Consider the following 25,271-nt stretch of genomic DNA (forward strand, 5'->3'; position numbering starts at 1 on the left):
TTTCAAGGAACGAGCATGTCCCTCGCCATCGTCCACAGCCGCGCCCAGATCGGCGTCGAAGCCCCCGCCGTCACTGTCGAAGTGCATATGGCCAATGGCTTGCCGTCCCTGACCCTGGTGGGCCTGCCGGAGACCGCGGTCAAGGAGAGCAAGGACCGGGTGCGCAGCGCCATTCTCAACAGCGCGCTGCAATACCCCGCACGCCGTATCACCCTCAACCTGGCGCCCGCCGACCTGCCCAAGGACGGCGGGCGTTTTGATCTGGCGATTGCCCTGGGGATTCTCGCGGCCAGCGTGCAGGTACCGGCGCTGGAGTTGGATGACGTTGAATGCCTTGGCGAACTGGCCCTGTCTGGCGAAGTGCGGGCCGTCAAAGGGGTGTTGCCGGCCGCGCTGGCGGCACGCAAGGCCGGGCGCAGCGTGATCGTGCCCAGGGCCAATGCCGAGGAGGCGTGCCTGGCCTCCGGGTTGAAGGTGATTGCTGTGGATCATCTGCTGCAAGTGGTGGCGCACCTGAATGGACGGGTGCCGATCGAGCCATACAAGTCCGACGGGCTGCTGTACCTGAACAAGCCTTACCCGGACCTGAGCGAGGTGCAGGGCCAACTTGCCGCCAAGCGCGCATTGCTGATTGCCGCAGCGGGTGCCCACAACCTGCTGTTCAGCGGGCCACCCGGCACCGGCAAGACCTTGCTCGCCAGCCGCCTGCCCGGCCTGCTGCCGCCCTTGAGCGAACAGGAAGCCCTGGAAGTGGCGGCCATTCAGTCGGTGGTCAGCCTCGCACCGTTGAGCCACTGGCCCCACCGGCCATTCCGTCAGCCGCACCATTCGGCGTCCGGGCCGGCGCTGGTGGGCGGCGGCTCGAAGCCACAACCTGGGGAAATCACCCTGGCCCATCACGGCGTGTTGTTTCTCGATGAACTGCCGGAATTTGATCGCAAGGTGCTGGAGGTGCTGCGCGAGCCATTGGAGAACGGATAGACGTATCATGCACTTTTGAACATCAGGACTAGGACACATGGAAACCCTGAAAATCGACCGATCTAAGCCTCTGGCAATCGCCTACGTCCGTTGGTCTAGCACCGTGCAGGGTGGTGACGACAAGGACAGCTATGACCGACAGACAAGCCCGTTGGAGTTCTTCACATCGTCCACAGGTGTCCCGGTCGTTGAAACCATCATCGATCCCGGTCAGTCAGCGTTCACCGGGGAAAACTCAAAAAAAGGGAAACTCAAAGGCATTCTTGACCGTATCGAGTCCGGGGAAATCAGAAAGGGAGATTTTTTGGTCGTAGAAAGTATCGACCGGATTACCCGAATGCGTGTGCTTGATGGCGTCGCACTGATACAAGACGGGATCTTGAAAAAAGGTGTGAAGCTCTACACCACCACCGACAACAAAATTTATTCGTATGAAGACCCTGACAAAGACTTTGAAAATCTTTTGATGATCAGTCTGATCGCTAAACGTGCAAACGAAGAAAGCGAAATCAAGTCAAAGCGTCGGCGTTCTGCTTGGAGTAAAGCAAAGACTAAGGCAACGGACGGCGTGCCTTTTAATGCTCATAACCTCCCTTATGGTCTACGTCATAACCTCGAAACAAATAGCTTTGAAATCGTAGAAGAAGAAGCCCAAGAAATTAAGGAAATTTTTGAAGGCTTGAAATATGAAGGCGTGTCGAACACTCTTAAAAAGGTAAATCTCACATCAAAACGTAAATGGTCACGTAAAACCGTCCATTTAATGCTTACTAGTCGCTATCCCATCGGAACTCTAATGTCACAAAAAAGAGACGGGAAAAAGAAGGTTTTTGAACGCTATATCGAAAACTACTATCCCGCGATCCTGTCACACAAGGAATTTCAAGACGCATTGCAAGCGATGAAGCTACGAGGAAAGGTAAAGGACTACGGACGAAATACCGAAGGCTATTTGAACATTTTCAAGCATTGCGTGAAATGTGCCGCATGTGGTCAAAGCCTTATGTTTGAAAAATCAATAAATCAAAAAGGTGTTAAATACGGCTATTTTCATTGCTACACACGAAAAGAAACATTGAGCCATTGCGATGTTCCACGTTTTCGGTTTGATTTTGCTTTCGGCACTCTACTGCAATTAGTCAGGCAATTAACTTGTGAAGATGACGACTTTGACGTTCACCCATGGGCGAATGAAATGCCAGCCGATTACGATAGCACCATGGACGGTGATGAAATTGATATCGAAAACTTTGAAAATCAATTTTTGTCATTATTTAGCAAATCAACTGCAACAGAAGCGATTAAAACCGAGTTCTATGAAGCAGAAAATGAACTCGCTAAATCTAAATCGCTATATGAAAATATGACCGCCTCATTTTCACAGTATAAAGATGGTCGCATTCCTTCGTTCTTCATTCAACAGATGGCAGATGCAGAACTAGCATACGAGAATGCAAAGGCCAATATAGATGCGTTAAGTGCTCAAATAGACAACGCTGAAAGCAGCTTAGAAATCTATTCGTATCGCGATATTATCGAGCTATACAGCACTGATGAAGGCCGCTTGAAGCTTAATCACTTCTTTAAATCGAACGGCCTCAAATTTGTTTTTAACTATGAAGCCAAAACCCGCACAGTATTCATGGTCGTTCGGGATAAAAAAGATGCAGAGATTTATCGGGTAGGCAAAAAATTCACGCTTCACAATCCATTGAAAGAATTCGGCATTGATAATCTAAACGAACATATGAACGCCGTTGTAAAAATCTAACCGTCAAACGTATTAAATTGAGGTTGTCTATTTATAGATGGCCTTTTTTTATGTGGTCTAAAAATCAAACGGCAAAAGAGTACATAAATAGTCTGATCATCAAACGTATTATGTCGGACACTTTTAAAATTTGTCGGACACTTTTTTTGTCACACAGATTTGTCGGACACTATTGAAAACATTAAAATATATGATACAACTTTTATAAGGAGCTCTAAAAGAACAGGCAAGCAATGGAAACGTCCGACATTTAACTTCGTTAAATTTGTCGGGCATGAAAAACACTTCGTGCTTTTTCATTCCGTTTCCTTCTTGATTTTCGCACTTCGTTTGAAAATGGTAAGGCAAAAGCAAGTCCCTGTAATGCCTTCGGACATTACAACAAAATAAACGTAAACATGAGGAAAATTATGACAGACAAACAAAACCCGAAAAATGACGATGATGATTTCGATTTCAGTGATCCTGTATTAAGTAAGGATTTCAACAACGAAGAACCCTTAGTCGACCCTAAACACTTGAATGATGATTTTGATTTTGATGATTTTGATTTCGGTAGCCCAGCACCTAAACCAATATGGATTAGAAAGATTGACTGCACCAACCTCAACGACGTAGATCAGCAAATAGTCCGCACCCTTCTATCATTTAGGGACTATACAAAAAGTACCCAAAAATTCAGCAACGCTATTATTCAAAATGAATTTGCAAATGCTGGCCACGACGGAAAAACAGACTTTATAGTTAAAAAGGTTTGCCGCCACATCGTCGAGCGTAAAAAAATGTCTATACACGTTAAACATTATTATTTGGCGAAGTTTGAAGAATATCTAATTGAAGTTTTTTCGCAAGAAGCAAAGCAAATGTTTGACAAGTTGGTTGGTGATGTGAAACATGAAGTTAAAGAAGGTTTTGATGAGATGAGAAAGCAAATAGTTTGAAAATACGAACAACAGGCCACGGCCTTTGTTCACCAAATTAACCACCGCAAGGAAATTATGAGAAATGAGATTTTAACAACTGTATATAGTTATTTTCACTATAAGCAAAAAAGCATCGCAAGCCTTGAACTCATCGAACGCATTATTTTAGAAAAAGATTATAGACAAATAGCGTCAATAATCTTGGAGCTTTTGAAAGAAATCAATCACGCCGATAATTATCATGATGGGATATATTTATACGAAGAAGACTGTGGCTTTGCCAAAACATTTATAGAATATCTAGAAATCATAATGACTTTCAATTTTAGTTGATTGTCTATGAACAACAGGCCCCGGCCTTTGTTCACCAAATTAAATTTCGATCAGGAGAAACATGGCACAAGATAAAGTATCAATAAGAATTTCGAAAGAAGACATGGCAAAATTCAACACCCTCGCTTCTAGTCTTTCAATGACTAAAACAGCAGTAATCAAAAAAATCGTTAACGATGGCTTTGCTCAAACAATCGAAATCACAAACGACGATCTTCTCGCTTCTTTTTCAAAAATCGAAAAAATGCTCGAAAGCATTGGGAACAATGTTAACCAGATGGCGAGGAAAGTGAACGCTGGCGGCAGGTTCACAGAGCAAGACAGTAAAACACTTGAACAAGTATCTGACCGCTTTGAAAAGCTCTATGACTTCGTTGCAACTAAAACGAAAAAAGCAGTAATCAAAAAAAGAGGTTCAAAATGATCAGGGACGTAAAAAGCAAACTCCCTGATAATGCCGCCACCACTCGCACAATGAATTACATTTTAGAAAAAGCTGAGTGGGTTGGCGGTAGTGAAGCAAAATTTGATAACACTAGCATGGAAGAATATGCTGAATTCGGGGCGAAGAAATTCAGACAGGTTAACAACAAGTACCAATCTAAAACTGGCCGAACTCAGGAAATAGAAGCAGTACATGAAATCATCAGCTTTCATACTGATGATAAAGTTTCGCCTGAAATGGCCCGTGATTTGGCTTTAACCGTTTGGCGTAACGTTCTTGATTTAGACAATCGAAAACACCGTTGGGCCGTTCACACGGACACCGATGAAATTCACGTTCATCTTGTATGGAACAAAAGAGACAACAAAGGAAATCTTTACAATCAGCATAATGATTATGCTTTCTTTGAAAAAGCCTGTCAGGAAATTGAAGAAGAATACGGTTTAAAAGTCGTTGAAAACAGAAAGTCTTTAAATCCCGGAATGCCTACCAGTCCTAAGCCATCCAACGAATACAGGCTTGAAAATCGCGGCATTAAATCTGAGAAGAAAAAATTTAAAGAGGCTGTAAATGCTGTGACTGAAATGGCTATGACAGCAGGGGAGTTTCTTGAATTTCTTGATAACGATGGTTACACGTTGATCCTCAATGGCAGTCATGGGTACTCCCTGGAGAAAGACGGGCAAACCTTCAAAGCCTCTGAGGTTGGAGCGTCCTACAAGCTCTTAAAAGCCCGTTTTGGCGACGATCCCCAGTTCTCCGACACGCTTGCACGTCTGGGAGTGAAAGCGGCTCCTGTGCGTGATTATGGAAGCATTGGCGGCGATTTTCATGATGAGCAATCAAGCATCACAGAAAAGAGGATCAAGAAATCTAATCGTGTGCTAGATACCCGGTTCGATACGCCTGATGGTCATGATTTTTTTTACAAAGGGACGAATAAGAAAGCTTTTGAATACAGCAACGGCAAAGCTACTTTCAACACTAACAGCCGTATGGCGATTAAAGCGGGGTTTCAAAAGCTCACTGAGAAAGGCAAACCTCAAACCCTGTACCTCAATGGTAATGACGATTTTAAGCGTAACGCATGGCTAGAATTTCACATGATGGGTCTGGATCAAAAAGGTTACTCGCTCAAAGGTTTCACACCAACCGCAAACGATAAAGCAGAGCTTGAAAAATTGAAGCTTGAAAATCCCGCTTTTAAGAAGCCGATTGAAGAAAACAATATTAAGGCTTTACCAACTGATAAAACCTCAGAAAAACCAACCGGAGCCGAAGTTGCGGACGGTGTTAAAACTGTTGGAATGGCCGCCGCAGGGAAAGTTGTAGATGTTGCTGCTGGCGTGCTTGAAGGTGCTTTAAATAAGCTTACTGATATGAGTGATGGAAGTGCGACAGACCAGCTTGCCGCTTTGAATATGATGAAGGATTTGATAGACGAAAGCGAACGAAAAGAAGAGAAAAAAAGAAAGCCTGTGGGCATTAAACTTATGCCGCAATAAAAAACGCCTTCACGGCGTTTTCTTTTATCTCAAAGTCCATAGCATATCTGCGTAGACTTTGTCATCCCATAGGAGCGGTTGGCCGGTTCCATCATTAAGACCGTAGACAATACTCGACATTGTGTAGTTTTCAGCTTTTAAGGATTTAACGTAGTTTCCAACGTTCGCTAGCTGACTGACGTTTGCAAAAGAACTAATATTGTAAATATCTACGTTGCACACATTATCCGAATACCCCGCACCCACATCAATATTCACGCCCAACCCTTGGGCATAATCTTTGATATATCTTGATGAAGCCTGACACATACTTTCGTCAGTTTGTGGTTTGACGAAAACGATATTCGCGTCAATTGTTGTCATGTAAGTGAAAGACGCATTAGCTGACATTGAAGCAAATAATGCGATTGTTAATAGTGAAAACTTGATCATTGTGATACCCCGTTATTGTTGTTTGTTTTGTTTTCTCTCCTTTGTGCTTCACCTTTCAAACCTAGCAATGCGTAAATGCCAAGGCCCTGAATGGCGATCAATAAGAAAAATTGAATGTTGTAGAAATTTGCCGCTACTGCAAAATAAATCGAAGTAAAAAATGCGGCTACTGCTATACCTAAAATTAAAATTACTATTTGCGATGTTTTCATTTCATTAAAAAATGTTGTTAATATTATTATATATAATAATATTAAAAAATCAAATACGAACAAAAAGCCCTTTTTTGGGCTTCTTTATTTCAAATCAATTTCAAGTAAAGCAACTCTAATTTTAACGCCCTAATGCGGTGATAGCGGTCGAACATTGCGGCTTTTCTTTCATCGCTTGGTATCATCTGGTCATTCTTGTAAGCGTCGAACTCTTTTTGTAATGAGTAAATTCTAATGCTGAAATGTTCAAGCATTGCTTGGCAATTTTCTTCGTTCATATTATCCCCCTGTTGATTTATTTTGTTTGTCGAAATCAAAAACACACACATTGTTTTTTTCGTCGTATGTATGATAAACATCAAATGATTGCCTAGCTTCGCTCATAAAAGCAGCGTTTTTACATATTTCTGGCTTTCCCGCATCAAGATAACATTTACCCTTAAACGACATCATTCCGAAGTCTCGACCGTATTGCACTGGGACAGTTATAATTCGATTACTGCTCATCATTTCAATTTCATTATTTTCAGCTAATGACTGAGCTGCAATCCTTGCTTCATCACCTGACGAACAGATACAAACTTTAAACTGTTCATCTATCTTCTTAATAGCATCATGAGATTTAAAACCGTGTAACATTAGTGAGGCGTATTCCTTATTTCTTTGCTCCCTGCATTTGCTATCGCTCCACCACGCAGGGTCATCAGCAAAAGCATTGACTGAGAATAAAAACGTTAAAAGCAACATCGTATTTTTCATAATTTCTCCCTGTGTTTATTTAAAAGTTAATTCCTATATCGTGCAACGTATTGATTGCCATTTGAGCGGTATGCGGTATATCGACAATCAACGCCGATGCAAACATCGTTATAATGGGTTTACCGTAGCCGCTTTCTTTTGATGAACCATTTGATACTTGTGCAATTCCATAGGCTCCAACCGAAAAATAAATCAATCCGACAATTTGAAAAATCCCAATAATTATTTGGATATTTTCCAAAAACTTTTCGGCTGTGCCTCCGCTCGAAAGCTTTTCAATTCTGGCTTTCAATTCACCTGTAAGCCCCGAAACTTCGGTATTCATGCAGGCGTTATTTATTGCACCATCTGAGACAACAAAACAGAAATCTCCAGCCTTAAAATAGGTATTCCCGAACACGCCGATGGCTAGCGTGACGTTCATGAGTACAGCCCCGATGATGATGTAAATAAGCGGAACACTTTTACCCATTTTTCCGCCCTCATCGGTAAGCAATTTGAGCTTGTATGCACCGTTAACAAATAAGACAAATCCGATCAAGAAAACTACGAGCTTGATCAGTCCGATATTTGATGAAATCAATTCAACACGGGCGGCGGTTGCATCACCGTCAGCGAATGCGACGATAGGAAGGAAAAGCAGCGTTAAAAAAGTGATTACATTTCTTACATTCATCTTGCTCCTGATCGATGTTTCATATTTTCATGGATAACCTGAATTAGCTCATAATCAAAACATTCATAAGCTTTTTCATCATCATTAAAAGCGTCAATCTTACAAGGATCATTAAAATATAATTCAACAGCAACAGGGCATAGAAATAAGACTAATATCAAGCTAAATTCAGAGAGTTCCGTTATTACAGATTTCTTTTCTTTTAAAACTATAATTTTGAACATTATTATGAAACCCATAAGCCCAAGTAAACAGGCTATACATTTCACAAGTTCATAGTTTGATAATGTTTCGTTCATCATTCTCCTGATCGTTAAACCGCTGAACTTGGCGGGTTTTGTTCATTTTGTTTTGCTTTTGCTTTTGCTGCTTTATTTTCATTATTTTCTTTCAGTATTTTTATGACTGGAATTGCGGCGGGAATACAATTTATTTCACTGAGTATTTCCCCCGTCCAAGGGTTGTATTCAAGATCGCCAGTAGTCATTTTATGTTCGATCAATTCGCTACTTTCGATTGCTGTAACAGCCAACAACAGAATTTGACGAAGCATGGCTTCGTTTCCGCCTTCACTGATAGCAGTGCCTAGCTTCATCGCTACGAGCTGACGCACTCGATCACTAGGGATCGTTGGCAATATGCTTTCAATGTGCGTAATCAACGCCTGAGCGGCAATGCTGACGTGCTTTAAATCTATTTCTTTGATTTCTTTTATATCCATTCTTCGTCTCCATCATCTGTTAATTTATTAGGTGCTTTTGGCTCTTCAATTTCTTCGTAAAAATCTTCACTCAACTCACGATCAAAATCGTTTGAATTCGACCCTTCCGCATTCTTCTTTTTATCGTTTTTTTTGTAAAGAGTTTTATAGCTGTAACTCACATCAAATCTAATTGTTTGACTACGCAATTTTTCAGGTTCTTTTTTTGTCTCTGTGAAACCATCTATAAAGCCCATTGCTTGAAGAGCTATATTTGCTTTTCTTATTTTCAATACGAACCTTTTATCGGGCATCTTTTCACTGTTGATCCTGAAACGCTGCTTCAACATTTCAACACTGAAATAATTCACGTCATTACGTCTGTTACACACATACAAAACATAAAGCATTCTTTGATATTCATTTGTTAGTTTGCCGAGTATTCTAGGATCTATTTCGTAAAGTTCTTTTAGACTTCCAAAAAACTCAATAAATCTTTTTGAAACAGAGATTGTGCATTTGTCTTTTTCTAGCTCGCCCTCAATAAAAGAAAATACAACAGCAACAATTTTATCATCGCGTTTTTCTTTATAAGATACGTTTATTTGTCCAAGCTTAATCATGGACGCTTGAAAGATTTTCAAATAATTGGGACGTTGGTTGTTGGCAATTTTTAGATCGTCCATCAATTCTTTTGTTGCGAACTCGATTTCAGTGCTATTGCTGTTTATTACTTTGCGTAGAATAAAAAGAAAGAACTCAAAATCATTGAAGATAGTTAATGATGATGAATTCATGACAATATCACGCATGTTTTGATATTTTGGTATTGTTATCTTATCGGCTAACTCTTCCGACTGATTTGCTATGTTAAACAGCGGCAACGCTAGAAACGCTTTTGGCACTGATACAAACGTATTTAATGCAAAAACTTTTCTCTCTTTTGTTTTTAATGAATATTTCATGGTTATTTTTTCGCCTGTTAATACTTATATGAAATCATAAAAAAAGATAATTTCAAGAGAGAACAGGAAAATTTTTATAATTTGCGTTAACTATATTATTGTGCTGAATTTTTATTCAGCTTTTAAAGCATTTTTGTATGTGGATTTATAAGGAGCGTTAACCATAAACCCTTATTTTTATAAGGAGCGTTAACCGAGATTTTCAAGATTTCCTTATTCTTGCGGTTTTATTTGAACGTTTCAGGAAAAGAAAAGGTATTTACTTCGTAAATGTATTAAGAAGATGTAGGCGAAGGTCAAAAGCTCATCTGGTGGATCTAAAATCAAAACCTTAATTGCTTAAACCTTGGCGGTTTATTTTGACAAGATTTTTTTTTGAAATTATGATCCGGCGAACACCATCAAGGATCGTTGAAAATGTCTAAATTGCTTGACCTACTCGCACAGCAAAAATCATTGGAAGCACAGATTGAAAGCCTAAAAGCTGACGCCAACGAAGCTAAGGTTCTTGATCTGGTTGAAGAGCTGGATGCTTTGCGTGAAAAACACGGCTATAACGAGGCTGATTTTGTTGGTGTGGTGCTTTCCTACTACAAAGTAGAAACCCCAGCTAAAACCGGCAAGAGCGTGAGCGAAAACGCACCAAAGGCACCCAAGGAGCCTACGACGAAGTATAAAGTTGAGATAGATGGCGTTGAGTTCATCTTGAAGAAGTCGAAGCAAGGCATTGCTAGTCAAGCTATGAAAGACAAAGGTTTCAAAACCTATTCTTTGTTTTTGGCTGACTTGATGAAGAAAAACGAGGTTGATACGTTTGAAGATTTGATCGACAAGTTGAAAGCCGAAAAAATCTAAAAACTAGCGACACCTTGAAGCCCCTTCACCGGGGCTTTTTTATGTCTTCAATTCCTTGGCGGTTTATTCCGTGAAAATAATTTATACAAAGTTTTGTCTAATTTATTTTTAGAAAATTTTGATATTTTTGAGTTTTTGCATTTTTGCAACGGTCATTTAATGGCTTGATTAAGCCTTTAACTGCGTGTCAATAGCATGTTGAAAATATATTTATGGTCGAACTTTATTTTAAAATAGGGTTTGACAATAACATCTTTCACACTAAAAAGTTTGGCGGTTTAATTTGACAAGGTCTTTTAATATGATTTAATAAAAGTAAGAAATTAAAAAAGGAGACTTATGTTAAAAACAATTATCACTAAACCAAAAAAATTTGACGTTAGACAATTAGCTTATGATGCGTTCCGTTCTGCTGCTGTTTTAAGTAAAGACAAAACCTATTCTAATCATAGACTAAATAAATATCTCATTATCAGTAATTACTCAACGGGCATAAATGTCGCCAATGCTGTATTTAAGGACTATTTTAAGTCGGATGAATACACAGAGGCGAGAGCAAAAAAAATTCATATTATTGACCTTGACGAATATGATTACGATTTTGCGGCGATAAAACTTTGCGTTGCAAAAGCATATAAGCCAGTTTCTTCGCTCTCTCAAACAAAAAAATATACTGATTATCTTGCATCAGATGTTGAGAAGAACGCCACCAATAAAATCAATTTTGACCCGGCAGTGTGGGAGGTATTTTTAGATAAGCCTGAAACTGACTTTTTCAAATATCAAGAAGTTAGAAGAGAATACGTTGTAAGAATATCGCTTGTGAAAAACGGTCGAGTTTTCAAGAAAATAAAATGCAACATTGGCTACTTCACTTTGACCGCTGGTAGTAAGGCTTACGATTATCAAGAAGTAGAAAGCCAAGAAAAGAAAGCAACAAGACAATCACTTTTTCACCCATGCTTTGAACTCGGCGGCGTTGAATTTATGGCCGTATTTAATGATAAAATCAAGCATTATAGAGACTTGGTGGACATGCTTAAATATTAAAGCCAGTCAAAAAAAAGGCCCGATAAAGGGCTTTTTTCGTTTATTGTGTCAATTTTCCGTTTTATCCATAAGCGGAATAACCTTGATACCTTGGCAGTTTATTTCGCCTTTTAACTTTCTTTTAAAAAGCGAAGCGACCACCAGAGAAGGCGGGCCACTGCACGCCATATCAGTAATCAAGGCCGCTCTGTTTACTTGTAAGGCACGTCTCGCTCCAATCGGATGGATACACCATCGTCTGGTTTTCTGCTCTCGTGGTACTGAACGGATAACGCTAGATACATCAATGCGTTTCTGGATAACTTAATAAGCTCCAAAATCTGCTGTTCTATACGCTCAACAGAAACAGCCAAATGGAACGACTTTAATCGAAGTTTTTCTTCGATATTTTCGTTTAGTGTGTGGTATTCACTAGACAACTCATCTAAGTTTTCTCGTGCTTTTATTGCTTCATCCAGTGTATTTTTAGGGTCATAGTGCTTTTGAGAAAGCTCGTAACCAAACCCGTCCACTATTTTCAAAGATTTATGTTCAACTGCATTACGTATTTGGTTGATTTGGTTCGCGGCGGGGAATGTTGTTTCGGACAGATACAGTACTTCGTCTGTATTTGGCTTTTTATTTTTTTTAGGCGGATGCCTTACGTCGTTTATGTCTTTGCTTAAAAAATACAAAGCCGACAAGAAGGGATTTTTTACCTGCTCTAACCAATCTAATGGTTTTTTTCCTGATACAAAAATCCGCTTGATATTTACGTCATGCTCTTCCAGTTCATCGGAGCTAACTCCGTAAAACTTGTAAGTAAAAAACGCTATTTTATCTAATAGCGAATATAGGCACCTTAGTGCCGTTTTGTAGCTATTGGTTTTAATGCTATTGATAGAGTAATCTAGGCTATCAACCTGTTTGTACGTAGAGTTATACAAATGCTCAGCTTCTTCGGGCATTTGTAATGCTGAATAGAAAACATGTCTAGCATAACAATAGGTATCTTTCAGCTCATCAAAATGGGCATGAGATGCTAATTCTTCGCTTACCAATAACAGAGGGTTTAACTTGCCGGAAAACGAAGGAAGTCCCAAGCAATCCTCATAGGCGTATTCTTTGGTAATAACAATGTTAGTCAGGTTAAGAAAGAGCTTATTTCCCCCAACCCAATCTAAATATTTTTTATGTTTTCGGTTTTTGAAGTTCTCTTTGTGTGTATCGGAATGGTCATTTTCTATATAGTCGGGATAAGCATCTTCAAAATACTCAATGAAAGACGCTTGTCGCTTCTTTAAATTTTCAAATTGCTCTTCGTCACCTTCTATTGTGACACTATCCGGCGATAATGATTTTTTTGTTAGCTTGTATATTTCTTTTGAAAAAAAGAATTTTGAGTTTTCATCATAAACGTATTTTCTAAATTCTATTAGGCATCGGGCTTTTGTCACAAGACCGAATGCGTTTTTAACAGCGATAGCTCTATCGTAAAATTCAACAGCCTCAATATGCCTGTGCTGCTCGGTTAGGTAGTTCGCCAGATTTATGTTAATCCGGGAAAATAGCTCTGACAAACTCAAAATCAGTTTTTTATTCCCAATTTTTACGGTGTGATACTCATCTTTTTCATTTTTCAGCTCATTCAATGCTTTTCTTAAAAAGTAAACTGCATTGCTAATGCTGGGCGAATACCAATCCTTTTGTACCGATGCGAAATAGACAGACGAATATCCGGTCCCTATAACGTAATAGAGCTGAGCCGTTAAAAACGGCGTTTCACATTTTTTTTGATGTTGGCGTTGGCAGAATTTTTCAAGATCAGGATGATTGCCATCAATGTACTCGTCCATTTTCTTGCTAATACTTTCAAGATTTTTATAGCTAATGAATTGCCCATCCATTTTTCGCTCACCCTTATCGTGCTGTTCCTTATGTCCAGATTAGCACCGATGGTTCACCGAACGTCTTCCGAGCGGACGCACACACCGCGTTATCCGGCGATTTCTCGCACTGGTACAAGTCCCAGCACTCCAAACCACCTCGATCTAAAAACATGCCGTTTTCCGGGCGTTTAACAACCGGGAAACCCCGTTTCTAGAAGTGTGAGAAAAGACTACCCTTTTGAGTCCGGGCATATCGTGATTTCCCGGGCGCGCGACCGCGTGAGCTTCCCCGCACGTTTTCAACTGGTGGCAGCCATGAACCCTTGCCCCTGCGGCTATATGGGCGAACCCAGCGGGCGCTGTCGGTGTACGCCGGAACAGATCCAGCGCTACCGCAACAAGCTCTCGGGGCCGTTGCTGGATCGAATCGACCTGCACCTGACCGTTGCCCGGGAAAGCACCGCGCTGAACCCAGCCAAACAAACCGGCAATGACACTGCCAGCGCTTCAACCCTCGTCGCCAGCGCCAGGGATCGCCAACAACAACGCCAGGGCTGTGCAAATGCATTCCTCGACCTGACGGGTTTGCGGCGCCACTGCGAGCTATCGAAAGCCGATGAGGGTTGGCTGGAAAGCGCCTGTGAGCGCCTGACCCTGTCGTTGCGCGCAGCTCATCGGCTACTCAAGGTCGCGCGCACCCTGGCCGACCTGGAACAGGCAGACGCCATCGCTCGCCATCATCTGGCCGAAGCGTTGCAGTACCGGCCAACCGCCGTGACTTAGCGATCCCTGGGCAAATCCAGCAGCAGCCCCGCCACTTCCATCACCTCACCCAGTACCACTTGCGCCGACTCGACGGAGGGCTTGAGCAACAGGTCATCGGTATAACCCATCGTCACCGCAAAGATCTGGCGGGCCGCACGACTGGATGAGCCACAGCGGAATACCCCGGCAGCGATCCCCTGCTCGATCACATCGGCAAGCATGGCTTGCCACTGGGCATTGACCAGCAGATACGCCTGAGCCAGTTCCGCGTCATGCATCGCCTCATCCCAGGCATCCAGCCAGAGCGCCCAGCCGGCGTCGGCGGTACACGGCAGGCAACCCTTGAGGAAACCCACCAAGGCCTCAAGCGGCGGCGCATCTGCCAATGGCCCGCGCACTTCGTCCAACTGCTCATTGGCGAAGCGAACAAAGGCTTCGCGGCGCAGTTCTTTCCAGTCGCTGAAGTAGTGATACACGTGGCTGCGGGACAAGCCCGCATGCTCCGCCAGATCGCGGGTGGAGACATCGGCAAAGCCCTTGCTGCGAAACAGCTCCAGGGCAGCGGCGATGATCTGGTCTTTACGGTCGATACGCGACATGGGCAATTCCTTACGGGCGCCGTCAGATAAGCGGCGCTTGCTTTTTGAGCGACTGCTCAAGGATACTTGAGCAGTCGCTCAATAGTAGCGCCTATTACTCCTTTGGTGCACCCATGCCATCCACAACGCCACAGATCCTGATCGAAGAAAGCAAGAAAATCGGCCAGCAATCGGCCAGCCAAACCCTCAAGGCAATCGCCAAGGCTTATCCCGGCAAGCTGTTCTGCACGCTGTCGTTGGTTGCGCTGGAGAACGCGTTGCTGCTGGCCTATCCCCTGTTTGCCGGTTTCGCCGTGGACTCGATCCTGCGCGGCGATGCCAGCAGTGCGCTGTTCTATGCGGCCGTGGTGATGGCGTTCTGGGTGGTCGGCGCCGCACGCCGGGCGTTGGATACCCGTACCTTCACGCGGATCTACGCCGATCTTGCCGTGCCTGTGATTCTCAACCAGCGTCTACAGAATCACAGCACGTCCAAGGCCGCCGCACGGGTGGTGCTGGCGCGGGACTTTGTCGACTTCTTCGAAAAGCATGTGCCGGTGATCGCAACAGCCTTGGTCTCCATCGTTGGCGCGGCCGCGATGTTATTGGTGATTGAACCTTGGGTGGGCCTGGCCTGCTTTGCGGCACTGCTGCTTTGCATCATCCTGCTACCGCGCTTTGCCCGCCGTAACGAGCAGTTGCACGAACGGTTGAATAACCGCCTGGAGAAAGAGATTGGCCTGGTGGAAAAGGTTGGCGCCCAGACGTTGCGACGCCATTACCAACTGCTGTCACGCCTGCGTATCTGGCTGTCGGACCGCGAAGCCGTCGCCTACCTGTTTCTCGGCGCGCTGGCAGCGCTACTGTTCATCGTAGCGATCAGCCAACTGGCCTTGTCGCCAGCGGTCAAGGCCGGCCATGTCTATGCGGTGATGACGTACCTGTGGACCTTCGCCAGCAGCCTCGACGAAGCGCCAGGGATGGTTGATCAACTGGCGCGGCTCAAGGACATCGGCAAACGGGTGGATCCGGGACTCGGGAATTGATCAGCCTTACCGAAACCGATCCACCTCTTGCCGCAGCCCTGCCGCCAACGTCTCCAGCTCCCTGGCGGTAATCGCCAGGTTCGAGACCACTTCCCGCTGCTCACTGTTGGCCAGGGCAATGCTCTGCAGGTTGCTGCTGAGCAAGGTCGCGGTGCTGCTTTGCTCCTGGGTCGCTGTGGTAATCGCGGCAAACTGCTGCCCCGCCGAGCGGCTTTGCTCGTCGATGCGCGCCAGGGCCGAGGCCACGTCGGCGTTGCGCGACAAGCCTTCCTGCATCAGCACATTGCCCTGTTCCATGGTGCTGATGGCATTGCCGGTTTCCTGCTGGATGCTCTGGATCATCCCGGAAATCTCATCGGTGGCCTGGCGGGTACGCGAGGCCAGGTTGCGCACCTCATCGGCGACCACGGCAAATCCACGCCCCTGCTCCCCGGCCCGCGCCGCCTCGATGGCGGCGTTGAGTGCCAGCAGGTTGGTCTGTTCGGCGATCGAGGTAATCACGCCGACGATGCCGCCGATTTCCTGGGAACGTTGGCCCAGGGTATTGATCACCTTGGCCGTGCTGTTCAGTGCCGTGGCGATATGCTCCAGGGACGACGACGCCTCCTGCATCGAGTTGCGGCCAATGCGGGTCTGCTGGGCATTTTCCTGGGCCATGCGTTCGGTATTGCCCATGTTGTCGGCAATGTTCAGCGAAGTGGCGCTGAACTCTTCCACCGCGCCGGCCATGCTGGTGATCTCGCCGGATTGCTGCTCCATGCCCTCATAAGCGCCTCCCGACAAACCTGACAGCGCCTGGGCGCGGCTGTTGACCTCTTCGGCCGCCTTGCGGATATGGGAGACCATGGTCGACAAGGCCTCGCCCATCTGGTTGAAGCTGCGTGCCAGCTGTCCGATTTCATCGTGGCTGGACACATTCAGCCGCGCACTCAAATCACCGGCCCCCAGGGCTTCGGCCTGGCGCACCAGGTCGCCCAGGGGCTGCAATTTGCTGCGTAGCAACCAGACCGCCGCGCCTACCGCCAACAGCATCGCCAGCACGCTGCCGATCACCAGGCGGATACCCACGGCCCAGGTCACCGCGCGGATCTCGGCCTTGGGCATGCTCGCCACCACCGACCACGGGCCGCCGTCAAATGGCACTGCAACGCTGTAGAAGTCTTCGCCCTTGTCACTCCAGAAACGCCCCTGGCCAGGCTTTTGCGCCAGCTCCAGGATCACCGGAACGGCCTGCTCCAACGCCTGCACGCCGGCAGGCGGCACCAGCCAGTGTTTTTGCTCGTCCAGCAGCGCCAGCGAGCCGGTCTGGCCAATGCGGAACCGCTTGAGGTTGGCGAATTGGGCGTTCTGCGCATCGGTGTAGTCGAAACCGATGAACAACACCGCAATCACCTGGCCGCTGGCATCACGTACCGGGCTGTACTGGGTCATGTAGGAACGTTCGAACAGCACCGCGCGACCGATGTAGCTCTGCCCGGCGAGCAGGCGCTGGTAGGCCGGCCCCTGGCGATCCAGCACGGTGCCGATGGCGCGGTTGCCGTCCTGTTTGGTCAGGGAGGTGCTGATACGGACAAAGTCTTCGCCGCTGCGCACGAACACCGTGGCCACGCCGCCGGACATCTGCTTGAACTCATCGACCTCGTCGAAGTTGTTGTTCAGTACTTCAGTGCCCAGGTAAAGGCCCGGGGTCTGCACCCCGGCCACACTCACCATCTGCTCGGGACGTACGCTCAACCCGGCGCCGAAGCGCTTTTCAAACAACCCACTCAAACGCTGGGTGCTCTCACGCAGGGTGCTGTGGAAGGTATTGAGTTGGTCGGCGAGCAAACGCGCTTCGCTGGCCAGGTGTTCTTCACGGGTCAGCAGGTTGGCCGAGTCCAGGGAGCGCAGGGCAAATACCGTGCTGCCGCTGATCACGACAGCCAATATGACCGCCAAGGCAATGCCCAGCTGCGAAGCGATGCGGGCGCGGGGTTGAGACATGACAGCTCCTGGCCGAGGCCCGGATCGTCCTGATCTCATAGCGCTAATCGGCAAATTTCTTGGATTGGGGGCACGCTGAGCCGCAACTAATGGCGACTCCGACACACCTACTTCGGCGGCCCCAATCAATACTTGAGCAAATTACAGGGGCATCACTCAAAGGCACCGTGTGTAGGACGCTGCATCGTTTCACTCGAGCTGTTCCACCGCCGGCAAGGCCATGGCCCGGACTTCACTTTGCAGGAAGTCCGACAGCCTGCGCAGGCGCTCACCACCGGGGCGGGTCTTGGGCCAGACCAGGTAATAGCTTTCGCCGCTGGCCACCGCAGTCGGCCATGGCAAACTCAAGCGCCCCTGGGCCACATCCTCGGCGACCATCAGCAGATCGCCCATGGACACGCCATAGCCCCGGGCAGCGGCAATCATCCCCAGCTCCAGCGTATCGAACACCTGCCCGCCCTTGATGGCGACGCGGGACGCCAGCCCCGTACGCTGCAACCAGCGGCGCCAATCACGCCGATCCGGCGTGGGGTGCAGCAGTTCAGCGCTGGCCAGGCGCTCCACATCCCAGGGGCCGTCATTGAGCAGGTTCGGCGCGCCCACCGGGATCAACAGTTCGGGAAACAGGTAGCTGGCTTCCCAGTCCGCCGGAAAGTGCCCGTCACTCAGCAAGACCGCGCAGTCGAACGGTTCCTGATTGAAATCCACTTCGTCGATGCTCATCCAGGCGCTGGTCAACTGCACCTCGTTGCCCGGCTGCAAGTGCCGGAACCGGCTCAGGCGCGCCAGCAACCAGCGCATGGTCAGGGTCGACGGGGCCTTCATGCGCAGGATGTCATCTTCGGCATTCAAGGTATGGCAGGCGCGCTCCAGGGCGGCGAAGCCCTCGCGCACCCCAGGCAGCAGCAGGCGCGCCGACTCGGTCAACTGCAAGGTGCGCCCGCTGCGCTGGAACAGGCGGCAGGCGAAATGCTCCTCCAGGGTGCGGATATGCCGGCTGACTGCACTTTGGGTGATGGACAGTTCTTCGGCCGCACGGGTGAAGGAGTTATGCCGTGAGGCGGCTTCAAATGCACGCAAGGCATAAAGCGGAGGCAGGCGACGAGACATGAGGAAAACTCCGACGGCACGATTCCGAAACCCTACCAGATTCATCCTGGCATGAGTTTTAATCATGCGAATGATCGCATTTATCCCTTTGTGCAAAGCGCTGAGAGCGCCGAGAATCAACCCTTCTACCCCTTGTGCAATTATTGAGCGTGATGATCATGCAGCATCCGGCGCGTACCGAACTCTGGGCCATTCTGCGGCTGTCAGGGCCGTTGATTGCCTCGCAGTTGGCGCACATGTTGATGGTGCTGACCGACACCCTGATGATGGCCCGCCTCAGCCCCGAAGCCCTGGCCGGCGGCGGGCTGGGTGCGGCAAGCTATTCGTTTGTGTCGATCTTTTGCATCGGCGTGATTGCCGCCGTGGGCACCCTGGTCGCCATTCGCCAGGGCGCCGGCGACATCGAGGGCGCCACCCGCCTGACCCAGGCCGGCCTGTGGCTGGCCTGGCTGATGGCCCTGGTGGCCGGCCTGCTGCTGTGGAACCTCAAGCCGGTGCTGCTGATGTTCGGCCAGACCGAAACCAACGTGCAGTCGGCCGGGCAATTCCTGATGATCCTGCCGTTCGCCCTGCCCGGCTACCTGACGTTCATGGCCCTGCGCGGCTTCACCAGCGCCATCGGCAAAGCCACGCCGGTGATGGTGATCAGCCTGTGCGGCACGGTGCTCAACTACCTGCTCAACCATGCGTTGATCGAAGGCATGTTCGGCCTGCCCAAGCTGGGCCTGATGGGCATTGGCCTGGTCACGGCGATTGTCGCCAACTGCATGGCCCTGGCACTGTTGTGGTACATCAAATACAACCGCGCCTACGCGGCCTACCCCCTGGGCAAGGGCCTGCTGCGGCCCAACCTGCATTACTTGCGCGAGCTGTGGCGCCTGGGCCTGCCGATTGGCGGTACCTATGCGGTGGAAGTCGGCTTGTTCGCCTTTGCGGCGCTGTGCATGGGCACCATGGGCAGTACGCAGTTGGCGGCCCACCAGATTGCCCTGCAAATCGTCTCGGTGGCGTTCATGGTGCCGGCGGGCATGTCCTATGCCGTCACCATGCGCATCGGCTTGCACTATGGCGGCGGGCAACTGCTCGATGCACGGCTGGCCGGACGCGTGGGTATCGCCTTCGGCGCGAGCGTGATGCTGGGGTTTGCCATGGTGTTCTGGCTGTTTTCAGACCCGCTGATCGGCCTGTTCCTCGACCATGACGACCCGGCCTTCGCCCAAGTGATCAGCCTGGCGGTCAGCCTGTTGGCCGTGGCGGCGTGGTTCGAGCTGTTCGACGGCGTGCAGACCATCGCCATGGGTTGCATCCGAGGGCTCAAGGATGCCAAGACCACGTTCCTCGTCGGCCTGGGTTGTTACTGGTTGATTGGCGCACCGGCGGCCTGGTTGATGGCGTTTACCTTGGACTGGGGCCCGACCGGCGTGTGGTGGGGTCTGGCGCTGGGGCTTGCCTGTGCGGCGATTACCCTGACCTGGGCGTTTGAGGCGAAGATGAAGCGGATGATTGCCCAGGAGCCGCAAGTCGATGCGGTCCCACAGCCGAACTGAAGGATGTACTCGGTCAGTGTGGGAGCTGGCTTGCCAGCCCCCACCTTTTTGATTGGTTTACAGGGCTAGATCACATCGCCCAACAACGCCTGCTGGCTGCTGCCAAACGTCAGGTATTCCACCAATTCCGCCAGCGGCAACGGCTTGCTGATCAGGTAACCCTGGGCCTGGTCGCAGCCGAACAAGCGCAACAACGCCAGCTGCTCCGGGGTTTCCACGCCTTCGGCCACCACTTCCAGGTTGAGGTTGTGGGCCAGGTTGATCATGGCGTGCACCAGCTTGCGGTTTTCTTCGCGCTCTTCCATACCGCCGACAAAGCTCTTGTCGATCTTGAGCAAGGCAATCGGCAGGCTGTTGAGGTGTACGAAGGACGAGAACCCGGTGCCAAAGTCATCCAGGGAGAAGCGCACACCCAGGCGGCCCAAGGCATCCATGGTCTGCTTGACCAGGTCGCTGCGGCGCATCACGGCGGTTTCAGTAAGCTCGAATTCGAGCCATTGCGCCTCCACCCCACGCTCGGCAATCAAACGGCTCAGGGTCGAGAGCAACTGGCTGTCCTGAAACTGACGGAACGACAGGTTGACCGCCATGTGCAACGGCGGCAGGCCGCGCTCGCGCAGGTCCTGCATATCGCGCAGGGCCCGGGAAATCACCCAGTAGCCCAACGGCACGATCAGGCCGCTCTGCTCGGCCAGCGGCACGAACTCGCTCGGCGGCAGCAAGCCACGTTCACCGTGGCGCCAGCGCACCAGGGCTTCGAGGCCGACGATATGCCCATCGTCCAGGTCCAGCCGCGGCTGGTAATGCAGTTCCAGTTCGTCACGGCGCAGCGCCCGGCGCAGTTCGCTTTCCAGGTCGGCGAGGCTACGGGCATTGCGGTTGATGCGTTCATTGAAGATATGAAAGGTGCAGCCCTGGGTGCTCTTGGCCTGTTGCATGGCGATATGCGCGTGCCACATCAACGGGTCGGCGCCGGCCTTGGCGCGGGCATGGGCCACACCGAGGCTGCAACCGATCAGCAGGCTCTCGCCATCGACCCAGTAAGGTTCGGCCATGGCCTCGGTGATGCGCTCGGCCATCCACTCGGCGCGTTGCGGCGCACGGCGGGTGTCGATCAACAAGGCAAATTCATCACTGCCCAGGCGCGCCAGTTGGTCGCCGACCTCCAGTTGGCTCTTGAGCCGCGAGACCACTTGCAGGATCAGCCGGTCGCCCGCCTGATGGCCGAGGGCATCGTTGGCATGGCGGAAGTTGTCCAGGTCCAGGTGGCCGAGGGCCAGGCCACGCCCGTCGTTTTCCGCCAGGCGCGCGGCCAGCAGGGTCTGGAAACCCTGGCGGTTGGCGATGCCGGTCAAGGGGTCTTGTGCGGCCAGGCGTTGCAGGGTGTTTTCCAGCAAGCCGCGTTCGCGCACATGGCGCAGGCAGCGGCGCAGCGTATCCACATCAAACGCGCCACGGATCAACCAATCGCTGGCGCCCAACGGTGCAACCAGCGGTTCCTGCTCCAGCAGCATTACGGTGGGCAGGTTACAACGGCCAGGGCCAGGTTGCAGACCCGGGGTGGTGAGCAAGACAGCCGTGCGGTCGTCGTCGAACAGGCTGCTCACCGACTCCCAGCTTGGCGCACTGACCAGCACAGCCCCATCGCCCATCGGCGCCAGGCACTCGCGCAACAACGCTGCCCACGCTGGCTCATCGGCCAGTAGCAGCAAACGCAAGGGTTCGACAGGCGTAGACAAGCTAGCTCCCTAGACTTTGCAAAAATTCGTTGGCGGCGGGCATTATGACGCGCAGCCTGATAATGACCAATGATATTGGTTATCAAATACGCGCAGTGCAGGTCTAGATCGAACAATAGACCCAAAAACACCGCACATCCTGCGGCAAAGTAACAAAACCGGCAAATTTAGATCGAGTGGTACGTCACACTGTCGTTCAGAGGCGGCAGAATCTTGCCAGCCTGTTAAAATGCCCGCCCTTTTCGCTCAAAGACTCCCAAAACCCTGTATGTCCCGACTCAATCCCCGGCAGCAAGAAGCCGTGAACTACGTCGGCGGCCCTCTATTGGTGCTCGCCGGTGCTGGCTCCGGCAAGACCAGCGTGATCACCCGCAAGATCGCGCACCTGATCCAGAACTGCGGCATCCGTGCCCAGTACATCGTCGCCATGACCTTTACCAACAAGGCGGCGCGGGAAATGAAAGAGCGCGTCGGCACCCTGCTCAAGGGTGGCGAAGGCCGTGGCCTCACTGTGTGTACCTTCCACAACCTGGGGCTGAACATCATCCGCAAGGAGCATGTGCGGCTGGGCTACAAGCCGGGCTTCTCGATCTTCGACGAGACCGACGTCAAGGCCCTGATGACCGACATCATGCAGAAGGAATACGCGGGCGACGACGGGGTCGACGAGATCAAGAACATGATCGGCTCGTGGAAAAACGACCTGATCCTGCCGCCCGAGGCCCTGGAAAACGCGCGCAACCCCAAGGAACAGACTGCCGCCATCGTCTACACCCACTACCAACGCACGCTCAAGGCGTTCAACGCGGTGGACTTCGACGACCTGATCCTGCTGCCAGTGAAGCTGTTCCAGGAACACGCCGATATCCTCGAAAAGTGGCAGAACAAGGTGCGCTACCTGCTGGTGGACGAATACCAGGACACCAACGCCAGCCAATACCTGCTGGTGAAACTGCTGATCGGCACGCGCAACCAGTTCACCGTGGTCGGCGACGATGACCAGTCGATCTACGCCTGGCGCGGTGCGCGCCCGGAAAACCTGATGCTGCTCAAGGACGACTACCCGTCCCTGAAAGTGGTGATGCTGGAGCAGAACTACCGCTCCACCAGCCGCATCCTGCGTTGCGCCAACGTGCTGATCTCGAACAACCCCCACGAATTCGAAAAACAGCTGTGGAGCGAGATGGGCCACGGCGATGAGATTCGCGTGATCCGCTGCCGCAACGAAGACGCCGAAGCCGAACGCGTGGCCGTGGAAATCCTCAGCCTGCACCTGCGCACCGACCGGCCCTACAGCGACTTTGCGATCCTCTATCGCGGCAACTACCAGGCCAAGCTGATCGAGCTGAAGTTGCAGCACCATCAGGTGCCGTATCGTCTGTCCGGCGGCAACAGCTTTTTCGGACGCCAGGAAGTAAAGGATCTGATGGCCTACTTCCGGCTGATCGTGAACCCGGATGACGACAACGCCTTCCTGCGCGTGATCAACGTGCCGCGCCGGGAAATCGGCTCCACCACCCTGGAAAAACTCGGTAACTACGCCACCGAACGCAAGATCTCGATGTACGCCGCCACCGACGAAATCGGCCTGGGCGAACACCTGGACACGCGCTTCACCGATCGCCTGTCGCGCTTCAAGCGTTTTATGGACAGGGTGCGCGAGCAATGCGCCGGCGAAGACCCGATCAGCGCCCTGCGCAGCATGGTCATGGATATCGACTATGAAAACTGGCTGCGCACCAACAGCTCCAGCGACAAGGCCGCGGACTACCGCATGGGCAACGTCTGGTTTCTGATCGAGGCGCTGAAGAACACCCTGGAAAAAGACGAAGACGGCGAAATGACCGTCGAAGACGCCATCGGCAAGCTGGTGCTGCGCGACATGCTCGAGCGCCAGCAGGAAGAGGAAGACGGCGCCGAAGGTGTGCAAATGATGACCTTGCATGCGTCCAAGGGCCTGGAATTCCCCTACGTGTTCATCATGGGCATGGAAGAGGAAATCCTCCCACACCGCTCCAGTATCGAAGCCGACACCATCGAGGAAGAACGGCGCCTGGCCTACGTGGGCATTACCCGCGCACGTCAGACCCTGGCCTTCACCTTTGCGGCCAAGCGCAAGCAATACGGCGAAATCATCGACTGCGCCCCAAGCCGGTTCCTCGATGAGCTACCACCGGACGACCTGGCCTGGGAAGGCAACGACGACACCCCAACTGAAGTCAAGGCGGTACGCGGCAACACCGCCCTGGCGGATATACGCGCGATGCTAAAGCGCTAGAATCGACTACTTTTTAATCTACTTTCGGCGCCCCTTGCGCCACCAGAGGAAGCTTTTGTGGAAGCACTGCACAAGAAAATTCGCGAAGAAGGCATCGTGCTTTCCGACCAGGTACTCAAGGTCGACGCCTTTCTGAACCATCAGATCGACCCGGCGCTGATGAAACTGATCGGCGACGAATTCGCCGCGCTGTTCAAGGATTCGGGGATCACCAAGATCGTCACCATCGAAGCCTCAGGCATCGCGCCAGCGATCATGACCGGCCTGAACCTGGGCGTACCGGTGATCTTCGCCCGCAAGCAGCAGTCCCTGACCCTGACGGAAAACCTGCTGTCGGCGACGGTGTATTCCTTCACCAAGAAAGTCGAAAGCACCGTGGCAATCTCCCCACGCCACCTGACCAGCAGCGACCGCGTGCTGGTGATCGACGACTTCCTGGCCAACGGCAAGGCGTCCCAGGCGCTGATTTCGATCATCAAACAGGCCGGCGCCACCGTGGCGGGCCTGGGGATTGTGATCGAGAAGTCGTTCCAGGGTGGGCGTGCTGAGCTGGATGCCCAGGGTTACCGGGTTGAGTCGCTGGCGCGGGTCAAGTCCCTGGCCGGTGGCGTCGTGACCTTCATCGATTAATCCTGAGCGGGCACGCTTAAAAATGTGGGAGCGGGCTTGCTCGCGATAGCGGTCTGTCAGTCAACTCACGAGTGGCTGATCCATTGCTATCGCGAGCACGCCCGCTCCCACATTTGGTTT

Annotated in this window: 24 protein-coding genes and 2 pseudogenes; 13 read left to right on the plus strand and 13 right to left on the minus strand. The window is 50.1% G+C overall.

What is annotated here, in order from left to right; genetic code table 11:
• Positions 1 to 15 precede the first annotated feature (15 nt).
• From PSH73_RS25710 to PSH73_RS25735, 6 genes and pseudogenes are all read left to right on the plus strand, one after another.
• Positions 16 to 978 (plus strand): annotated as a pseudogene (locus tag PSH73_RS25710) (YifB family Mg chelatase-like AAA ATPase); the annotation flags it as partial.
• A 40-nt stretch (positions 979 to 1,018) separates the two neighbouring features.
• A complete protein-coding gene (locus PSH73_RS25715; RefSeq protein ID WP_177030986.1) occupies positions 1,019 to 2,752 on the plus strand; it encodes a recombinase family protein in 1,734 nt (577 codons plus the stop codon).
• Between the two features lie 410 nt (positions 2,753 to 3,162).
• On the plus strand, positions 3,163 to 3,693 hold the full coding sequence (locus PSH73_RS25720; protein WP_305461602.1) for a hypothetical protein: 531 nt from the start codon (positions 3,163 to 3,165) through the stop codon (positions 3,691 to 3,693).
• A gap of 57 nt (positions 3,694 to 3,750) precedes the next feature.
• Complete coding sequence (locus PSH73_RS25725; protein WP_305461603.1) at positions 3,751 to 4,008, plus strand: hypothetical protein; 258 nt, start codon at positions 3,751 to 3,753, stop codon at positions 4,006 to 4,008.
• A gap of 61 nt (positions 4,009 to 4,069) precedes the next feature.
• On the plus strand, positions 4,070 to 4,432 hold the full coding sequence (gene mobC, locus PSH73_RS25730; RefSeq protein WP_266065459.1) for a plasmid mobilization relaxosome protein MobC: 363 nt from the start codon (positions 4,070 to 4,072) through the stop codon (positions 4,430 to 4,432).
• Positions 4,429 to 5,958 (plus strand): relaxase/mobilization nuclease domain-containing protein, encoded by a 1,530-nt coding sequence (locus PSH73_RS25735; protein ID WP_305461604.1) that lies wholly within the window; start codon positions 4,429 to 4,431, stop codon positions 5,956 to 5,958. Before mobC ends, PSH73_RS25735 begins: the two co-directional genes overlap by 4 nt.
• A 24-nt stretch (positions 5,959 to 5,982) precedes the next feature.
• Here the strand turns inward: PSH73_RS25735 and PSH73_RS25740 are convergent, their stop codons facing one another.
• The 8 genes from PSH73_RS25740 to PSH73_RS25775 all read right to left on the minus strand — a co-directional run bounded on the left by PSH73_RS25740 (position 5,983) and on the right by PSH73_RS25775 (position 9,702).
• Entirely contained in the window at positions 5,983 to 6,390 is a 408-nt protein-coding gene (locus PSH73_RS25740) for a hypothetical protein (RefSeq protein ID WP_305461605.1), read from the minus strand.
• On the minus strand, positions 6,387 to 6,602 hold the full coding sequence (locus PSH73_RS25745) for a hypothetical protein (protein WP_305461606.1): 216 nt from the start codon (positions 6,600 to 6,602) through the stop codon (positions 6,387 to 6,389). Before PSH73_RS25745 ends, PSH73_RS25740 begins: the two co-directional genes overlap by 4 nt.
• 89 nt (positions 6,603 to 6,691) lie before the next feature.
• The gene (locus tag PSH73_RS25750; RefSeq protein WP_019828241.1) at positions 6,692 to 6,880 is read right to left on the minus strand and encodes a hypothetical protein; all 189 of its coding nucleotides are present in this window, start codon (positions 6,878 to 6,880) and stop codon (positions 6,692 to 6,694) included.
• 1 nt (position 6,881) lies between these two features.
• Positions 6,882 to 7,361, minus strand: coding sequence for a hypothetical protein (locus PSH73_RS25755; RefSeq protein ID WP_305461607.1), 480 nt, complete (start codon positions 7,359 to 7,361; stop codon positions 6,882 to 6,884).
• Positions 7,362 to 7,380: 19 nt separating this feature from the next.
• The gene (locus tag PSH73_RS25760) at positions 7,381 to 8,037 is read right to left on the minus strand and encodes a hypothetical protein (RefSeq protein WP_305461608.1); all 657 of its coding nucleotides are present in this window, start codon (positions 8,035 to 8,037) and stop codon (positions 7,381 to 7,383) included.
• Complete coding sequence (locus PSH73_RS25765; protein WP_305461609.1) at positions 8,034 to 8,336, minus strand: hypothetical protein; 303 nt, start codon at positions 8,334 to 8,336, stop codon at positions 8,034 to 8,036. Before PSH73_RS25765 ends, PSH73_RS25760 begins: the two co-directional genes overlap by 4 nt.
• A gap of 14 nt (positions 8,337 to 8,350) precedes the next feature.
• Positions 8,351 to 8,758 carry a hypothetical protein gene (locus PSH73_RS25770; protein ID WP_305461610.1) on the minus strand — a complete coding sequence of 136 codons (408 nt, stop codon included), beginning with the start codon at positions 8,756 to 8,758 and terminating at the stop codon, positions 8,351 to 8,353.
• The gene (locus PSH73_RS25775; protein WP_305461611.1) at positions 8,749 to 9,702 is read right to left on the minus strand and encodes a hypothetical protein; all 954 of its coding nucleotides are present in this window, start codon (positions 9,700 to 9,702) and stop codon (positions 8,749 to 8,751) included. Before PSH73_RS25775 ends, PSH73_RS25770 begins: the two co-directional genes overlap by 10 nt.
• A gap of 417 nt (positions 9,703 to 10,119) precedes the next feature.
• Here PSH73_RS25775 and PSH73_RS25780 point away from each other — a divergent pair, with 417 nt between their 5' ends.
• Both PSH73_RS25780 and PSH73_RS25785 read left to right on the plus strand, forming a co-directional pair.
• Positions 10,120 to 10,557, plus strand: coding sequence for a hypothetical protein (locus PSH73_RS25780; RefSeq protein ID WP_305461612.1), 438 nt, complete (start codon positions 10,120 to 10,122; stop codon positions 10,555 to 10,557).
• A 339-nt stretch (positions 10,558 to 10,896) separates the two neighbouring features.
• A complete protein-coding gene (locus PSH73_RS25785) occupies positions 10,897 to 11,607 on the plus strand; it encodes a hypothetical protein (protein WP_305461613.1) in 711 nt (236 codons plus the stop codon).
• 191 nt (positions 11,608 to 11,798) lie between these two features.
• On the opposite strand, the gene PSH73_RS25790 is transcribed toward PSH73_RS25785, so the two are convergent.
• The gene (locus PSH73_RS25790) at positions 11,799 to 13,493 is read right to left on the minus strand and encodes an LA2681 family HEPN domain-containing protein (protein WP_305461614.1); all 1,695 of its coding nucleotides are present in this window, start codon (positions 13,491 to 13,493) and stop codon (positions 11,799 to 11,801) included.
• A gap of 216 nt (positions 13,494 to 13,709) precedes the next feature.
• Here PSH73_RS25790 and PSH73_RS25795 point away from each other — a divergent pair.
• A pseudogene (locus tag PSH73_RS25795) lies at positions 13,710 to 14,258 on the plus strand (ATP-binding protein); the annotation flags it as partial.
• Here PSH73_RS25795 and PSH73_RS25800 read toward each other — a convergent pair.
• A complete protein-coding gene (locus tag PSH73_RS25800; RefSeq protein WP_057960984.1) occupies positions 14,255 to 14,839 on the minus strand; it encodes a TetR/AcrR family transcriptional regulator in 585 nt (194 codons plus the stop codon). The pseudogene PSH73_RS25795 and the gene PSH73_RS25800 overlap by 4 nt on opposite strands.
• Positions 14,840 to 14,952: 113 nt before the next feature.
• On the opposite strand from PSH73_RS25800, the gene PSH73_RS25805 reads away from it, so the two are divergent.
• Positions 14,953 to 15,864 (plus strand): ABC transporter six-transmembrane domain-containing protein, encoded by a 912-nt coding sequence (locus PSH73_RS25805; RefSeq protein ID WP_057960985.1) that lies wholly within the window; start codon positions 14,953 to 14,955, stop codon positions 15,862 to 15,864.
• A 6-nt stretch (positions 15,865 to 15,870) separates the two neighbouring features.
• On the opposite strand, the gene PSH73_RS25810 is transcribed toward PSH73_RS25805, so the two are convergent.
• Together PSH73_RS25810 and PSH73_RS25815 are read right to left on the minus strand one after the other, a co-directional pair.
• On the minus strand, positions 15,871 to 17,847 hold the full coding sequence (locus PSH73_RS25810; RefSeq protein ID WP_057960986.1) for a methyl-accepting chemotaxis protein: 1,977 nt from the start codon (positions 17,845 to 17,847) through the stop codon (positions 15,871 to 15,873).
• Positions 17,848 to 18,036: 189 nt separating this feature from the next.
• The gene (locus PSH73_RS25815; RefSeq protein WP_057960987.1) at positions 18,037 to 18,957 is read right to left on the minus strand and encodes a LysR substrate-binding domain-containing protein; all 921 of its coding nucleotides are present in this window, start codon (positions 18,955 to 18,957) and stop codon (positions 18,037 to 18,039) included.
• Positions 18,958 to 19,109: 152 nt separating this feature from the next.
• On the opposite strand from PSH73_RS25815, the gene PSH73_RS25820 reads away from it, so the two are divergent.
• The gene (locus PSH73_RS25820) at positions 19,110 to 20,504 is read left to right on the plus strand and encodes a NorM family multidrug efflux MATE transporter (protein ID WP_057440496.1); all 1,395 of its coding nucleotides are present in this window, start codon (positions 19,110 to 19,112) and stop codon (positions 20,502 to 20,504) included.
• Between the two features lie 65 nt (positions 20,505 to 20,569).
• On the opposite strand, the gene PSH73_RS25825 is transcribed toward PSH73_RS25820, so the two are convergent.
• Entirely contained in the window at positions 20,570 to 22,243 is a 1,674-nt protein-coding gene (locus tag PSH73_RS25825) for a bifunctional diguanylate cyclase/phosphodiesterase (RefSeq protein WP_057960988.1), read from the minus strand.
• Positions 22,244 to 22,511: 268 nt separating this feature from the next.
• Here PSH73_RS25825 and rep point away from each other — a divergent pair, with 268 nt between their 5' ends.
• Positions 22,512 to 24,521: a DNA helicase Rep gene (gene rep, locus PSH73_RS25830; protein WP_057440498.1), complete on the plus strand. Its 2,010-nt coding sequence runs from the start codon at positions 22,512 to 22,514 to the stop codon at positions 24,519 to 24,521.
• A gap of 57 nt (positions 24,522 to 24,578) precedes the next feature.
• Positions 24,579 to 25,151 (plus strand): xanthine phosphoribosyltransferase, encoded by a 573-nt coding sequence (locus tag PSH73_RS25835; RefSeq protein ID WP_029289761.1) that lies wholly within the window; start codon positions 24,579 to 24,581, stop codon positions 25,149 to 25,151.
• Positions 25,152 to 25,271 lie beyond the last annotated feature (120 nt).

The sequence above is a fragment of the Pseudomonas sp. FP2294 genome (assembly GCF_030687625.1).
GTDB lineage: Bacteria > Pseudomonadota > Gammaproteobacteria > Pseudomonadales > Pseudomonadaceae > Aquipseudomonas > Aquipseudomonas shahriarae.

Excerpts from the sequence above, each read along its gene's own strand:
- PSH73_RS25720 (WP_305461602.1), top strand. The coding sequence starts at position 3,163 with ATGACAGACAAACAAAACCCGAAAAATGACGATGATGATTTCGATTTC.
- PSH73_RS25775 (WP_305461611.1), bottom strand. The coding sequence starts at position 9,702 with ATGAAATATTCATTAAAAACAAAAGAGAGAAAAGTTTTTGCATTAAAT.
- PSH73_RS25780 (WP_305461612.1), top strand. The coding sequence starts at position 10,120 with ATGTCTAAATTGCTTGACCTACTCGCACAGCAAAAATCATTGGAAGCA.
- PSH73_RS25800 (WP_057960984.1), bottom strand. The coding sequence starts at position 14,839 with ATGTCGCGTATCGACCGTAAAGACCAGATCATCGCCGCTGCCCTGGAG.
- mobC (WP_266065459.1), top strand. The coding sequence starts at position 4,070 with ATGGCACAAGATAAAGTATCAATAAGAATTTCGAAAGAAGACATGGCA.
- PSH73_RS25815 (WP_057960987.1), bottom strand. The coding sequence starts at position 18,957 with ATGTCTCGTCGCCTGCCTCCGCTTTATGCCTTGCGTGCATTTGAAGCC.
- PSH73_RS25785 (WP_305461613.1), top strand. The coding sequence starts at position 10,897 with ATGTTAAAAACAATTATCACTAAACCAAAAAAATTTGACGTTAGACAA.
- PSH73_RS25820 (WP_057440496.1), top strand. The coding sequence starts at position 19,110 with ATGATCATGCAGCATCCGGCGCGTACCGAACTCTGGGCCATTCTGCGG.
- PSH73_RS25715 (WP_177030986.1), top strand. The coding sequence starts at position 1,019 with ATGGAAACCCTGAAAATCGACCGATCTAAGCCTCTGGCAATCGCCTAC.
- PSH73_RS25810 (WP_057960986.1), bottom strand. The coding sequence starts at position 17,847 with ATGTCTCAACCCCGCGCCCGCATCGCTTCGCAGCTGGGCATTGCCTTG.
- PSH73_RS25740 (WP_305461605.1), bottom strand. The coding sequence starts at position 6,390 with ATGATCAAGTTTTCACTATTAACAATCGCATTATTTGCTTCAATGTCA.
- PSH73_RS25765 (WP_305461609.1), bottom strand. The coding sequence starts at position 8,336 with ATGAACGAAACATTATCAAACTATGAACTTGTGAAATGTATAGCCTGT.
- PSH73_RS25735 (WP_305461604.1), top strand. The coding sequence starts at position 4,429 with ATGATCAGGGACGTAAAAAGCAAACTCCCTGATAATGCCGCCACCACT.
- PSH73_RS25755 (WP_305461607.1), bottom strand. The coding sequence starts at position 7,361 with ATGAAAAATACGATGTTGCTTTTAACGTTTTTATTCTCAGTCAATGCT.
- PSH73_RS25725 (WP_305461603.1), top strand. The coding sequence starts at position 3,751 with ATGAGAAATGAGATTTTAACAACTGTATATAGTTATTTTCACTATAAG.
- PSH73_RS25750 (WP_019828241.1), bottom strand. The coding sequence starts at position 6,880 with ATGAACGAAGAAAATTGCCAAGCAATGCTTGAACATTTCAGCATTAGA.
- PSH73_RS25745 (WP_305461606.1), bottom strand. The coding sequence starts at position 6,602 with ATGAAAACATCGCAAATAGTAATTTTAATTTTAGGTATAGCAGTAGCC.
- PSH73_RS25790 (WP_305461614.1), bottom strand. The coding sequence starts at position 13,493 with ATGGATGGGCAATTCATTAGCTATAAAAATCTTGAAAGTATTAGCAAG.
- rep (WP_057440498.1), top strand. The coding sequence starts at position 22,512 with ATGTCCCGACTCAATCCCCGGCAGCAAGAAGCCGTGAACTACGTCGGC.
- PSH73_RS25805 (WP_057960985.1), top strand. The coding sequence starts at position 14,953 with ATGCCATCCACAACGCCACAGATCCTGATCGAAGAAAGCAAGAAAATC.
- PSH73_RS25770 (WP_305461610.1), bottom strand. The coding sequence starts at position 8,758 with ATGGATATAAAAGAAATCAAAGAAATAGATTTAAAGCACGTCAGCATT.
- PSH73_RS25760 (WP_305461608.1), bottom strand. The coding sequence starts at position 8,037 with ATGAATGTAAGAAATGTAATCACTTTTTTAACGCTGCTTTTCCTTCCT.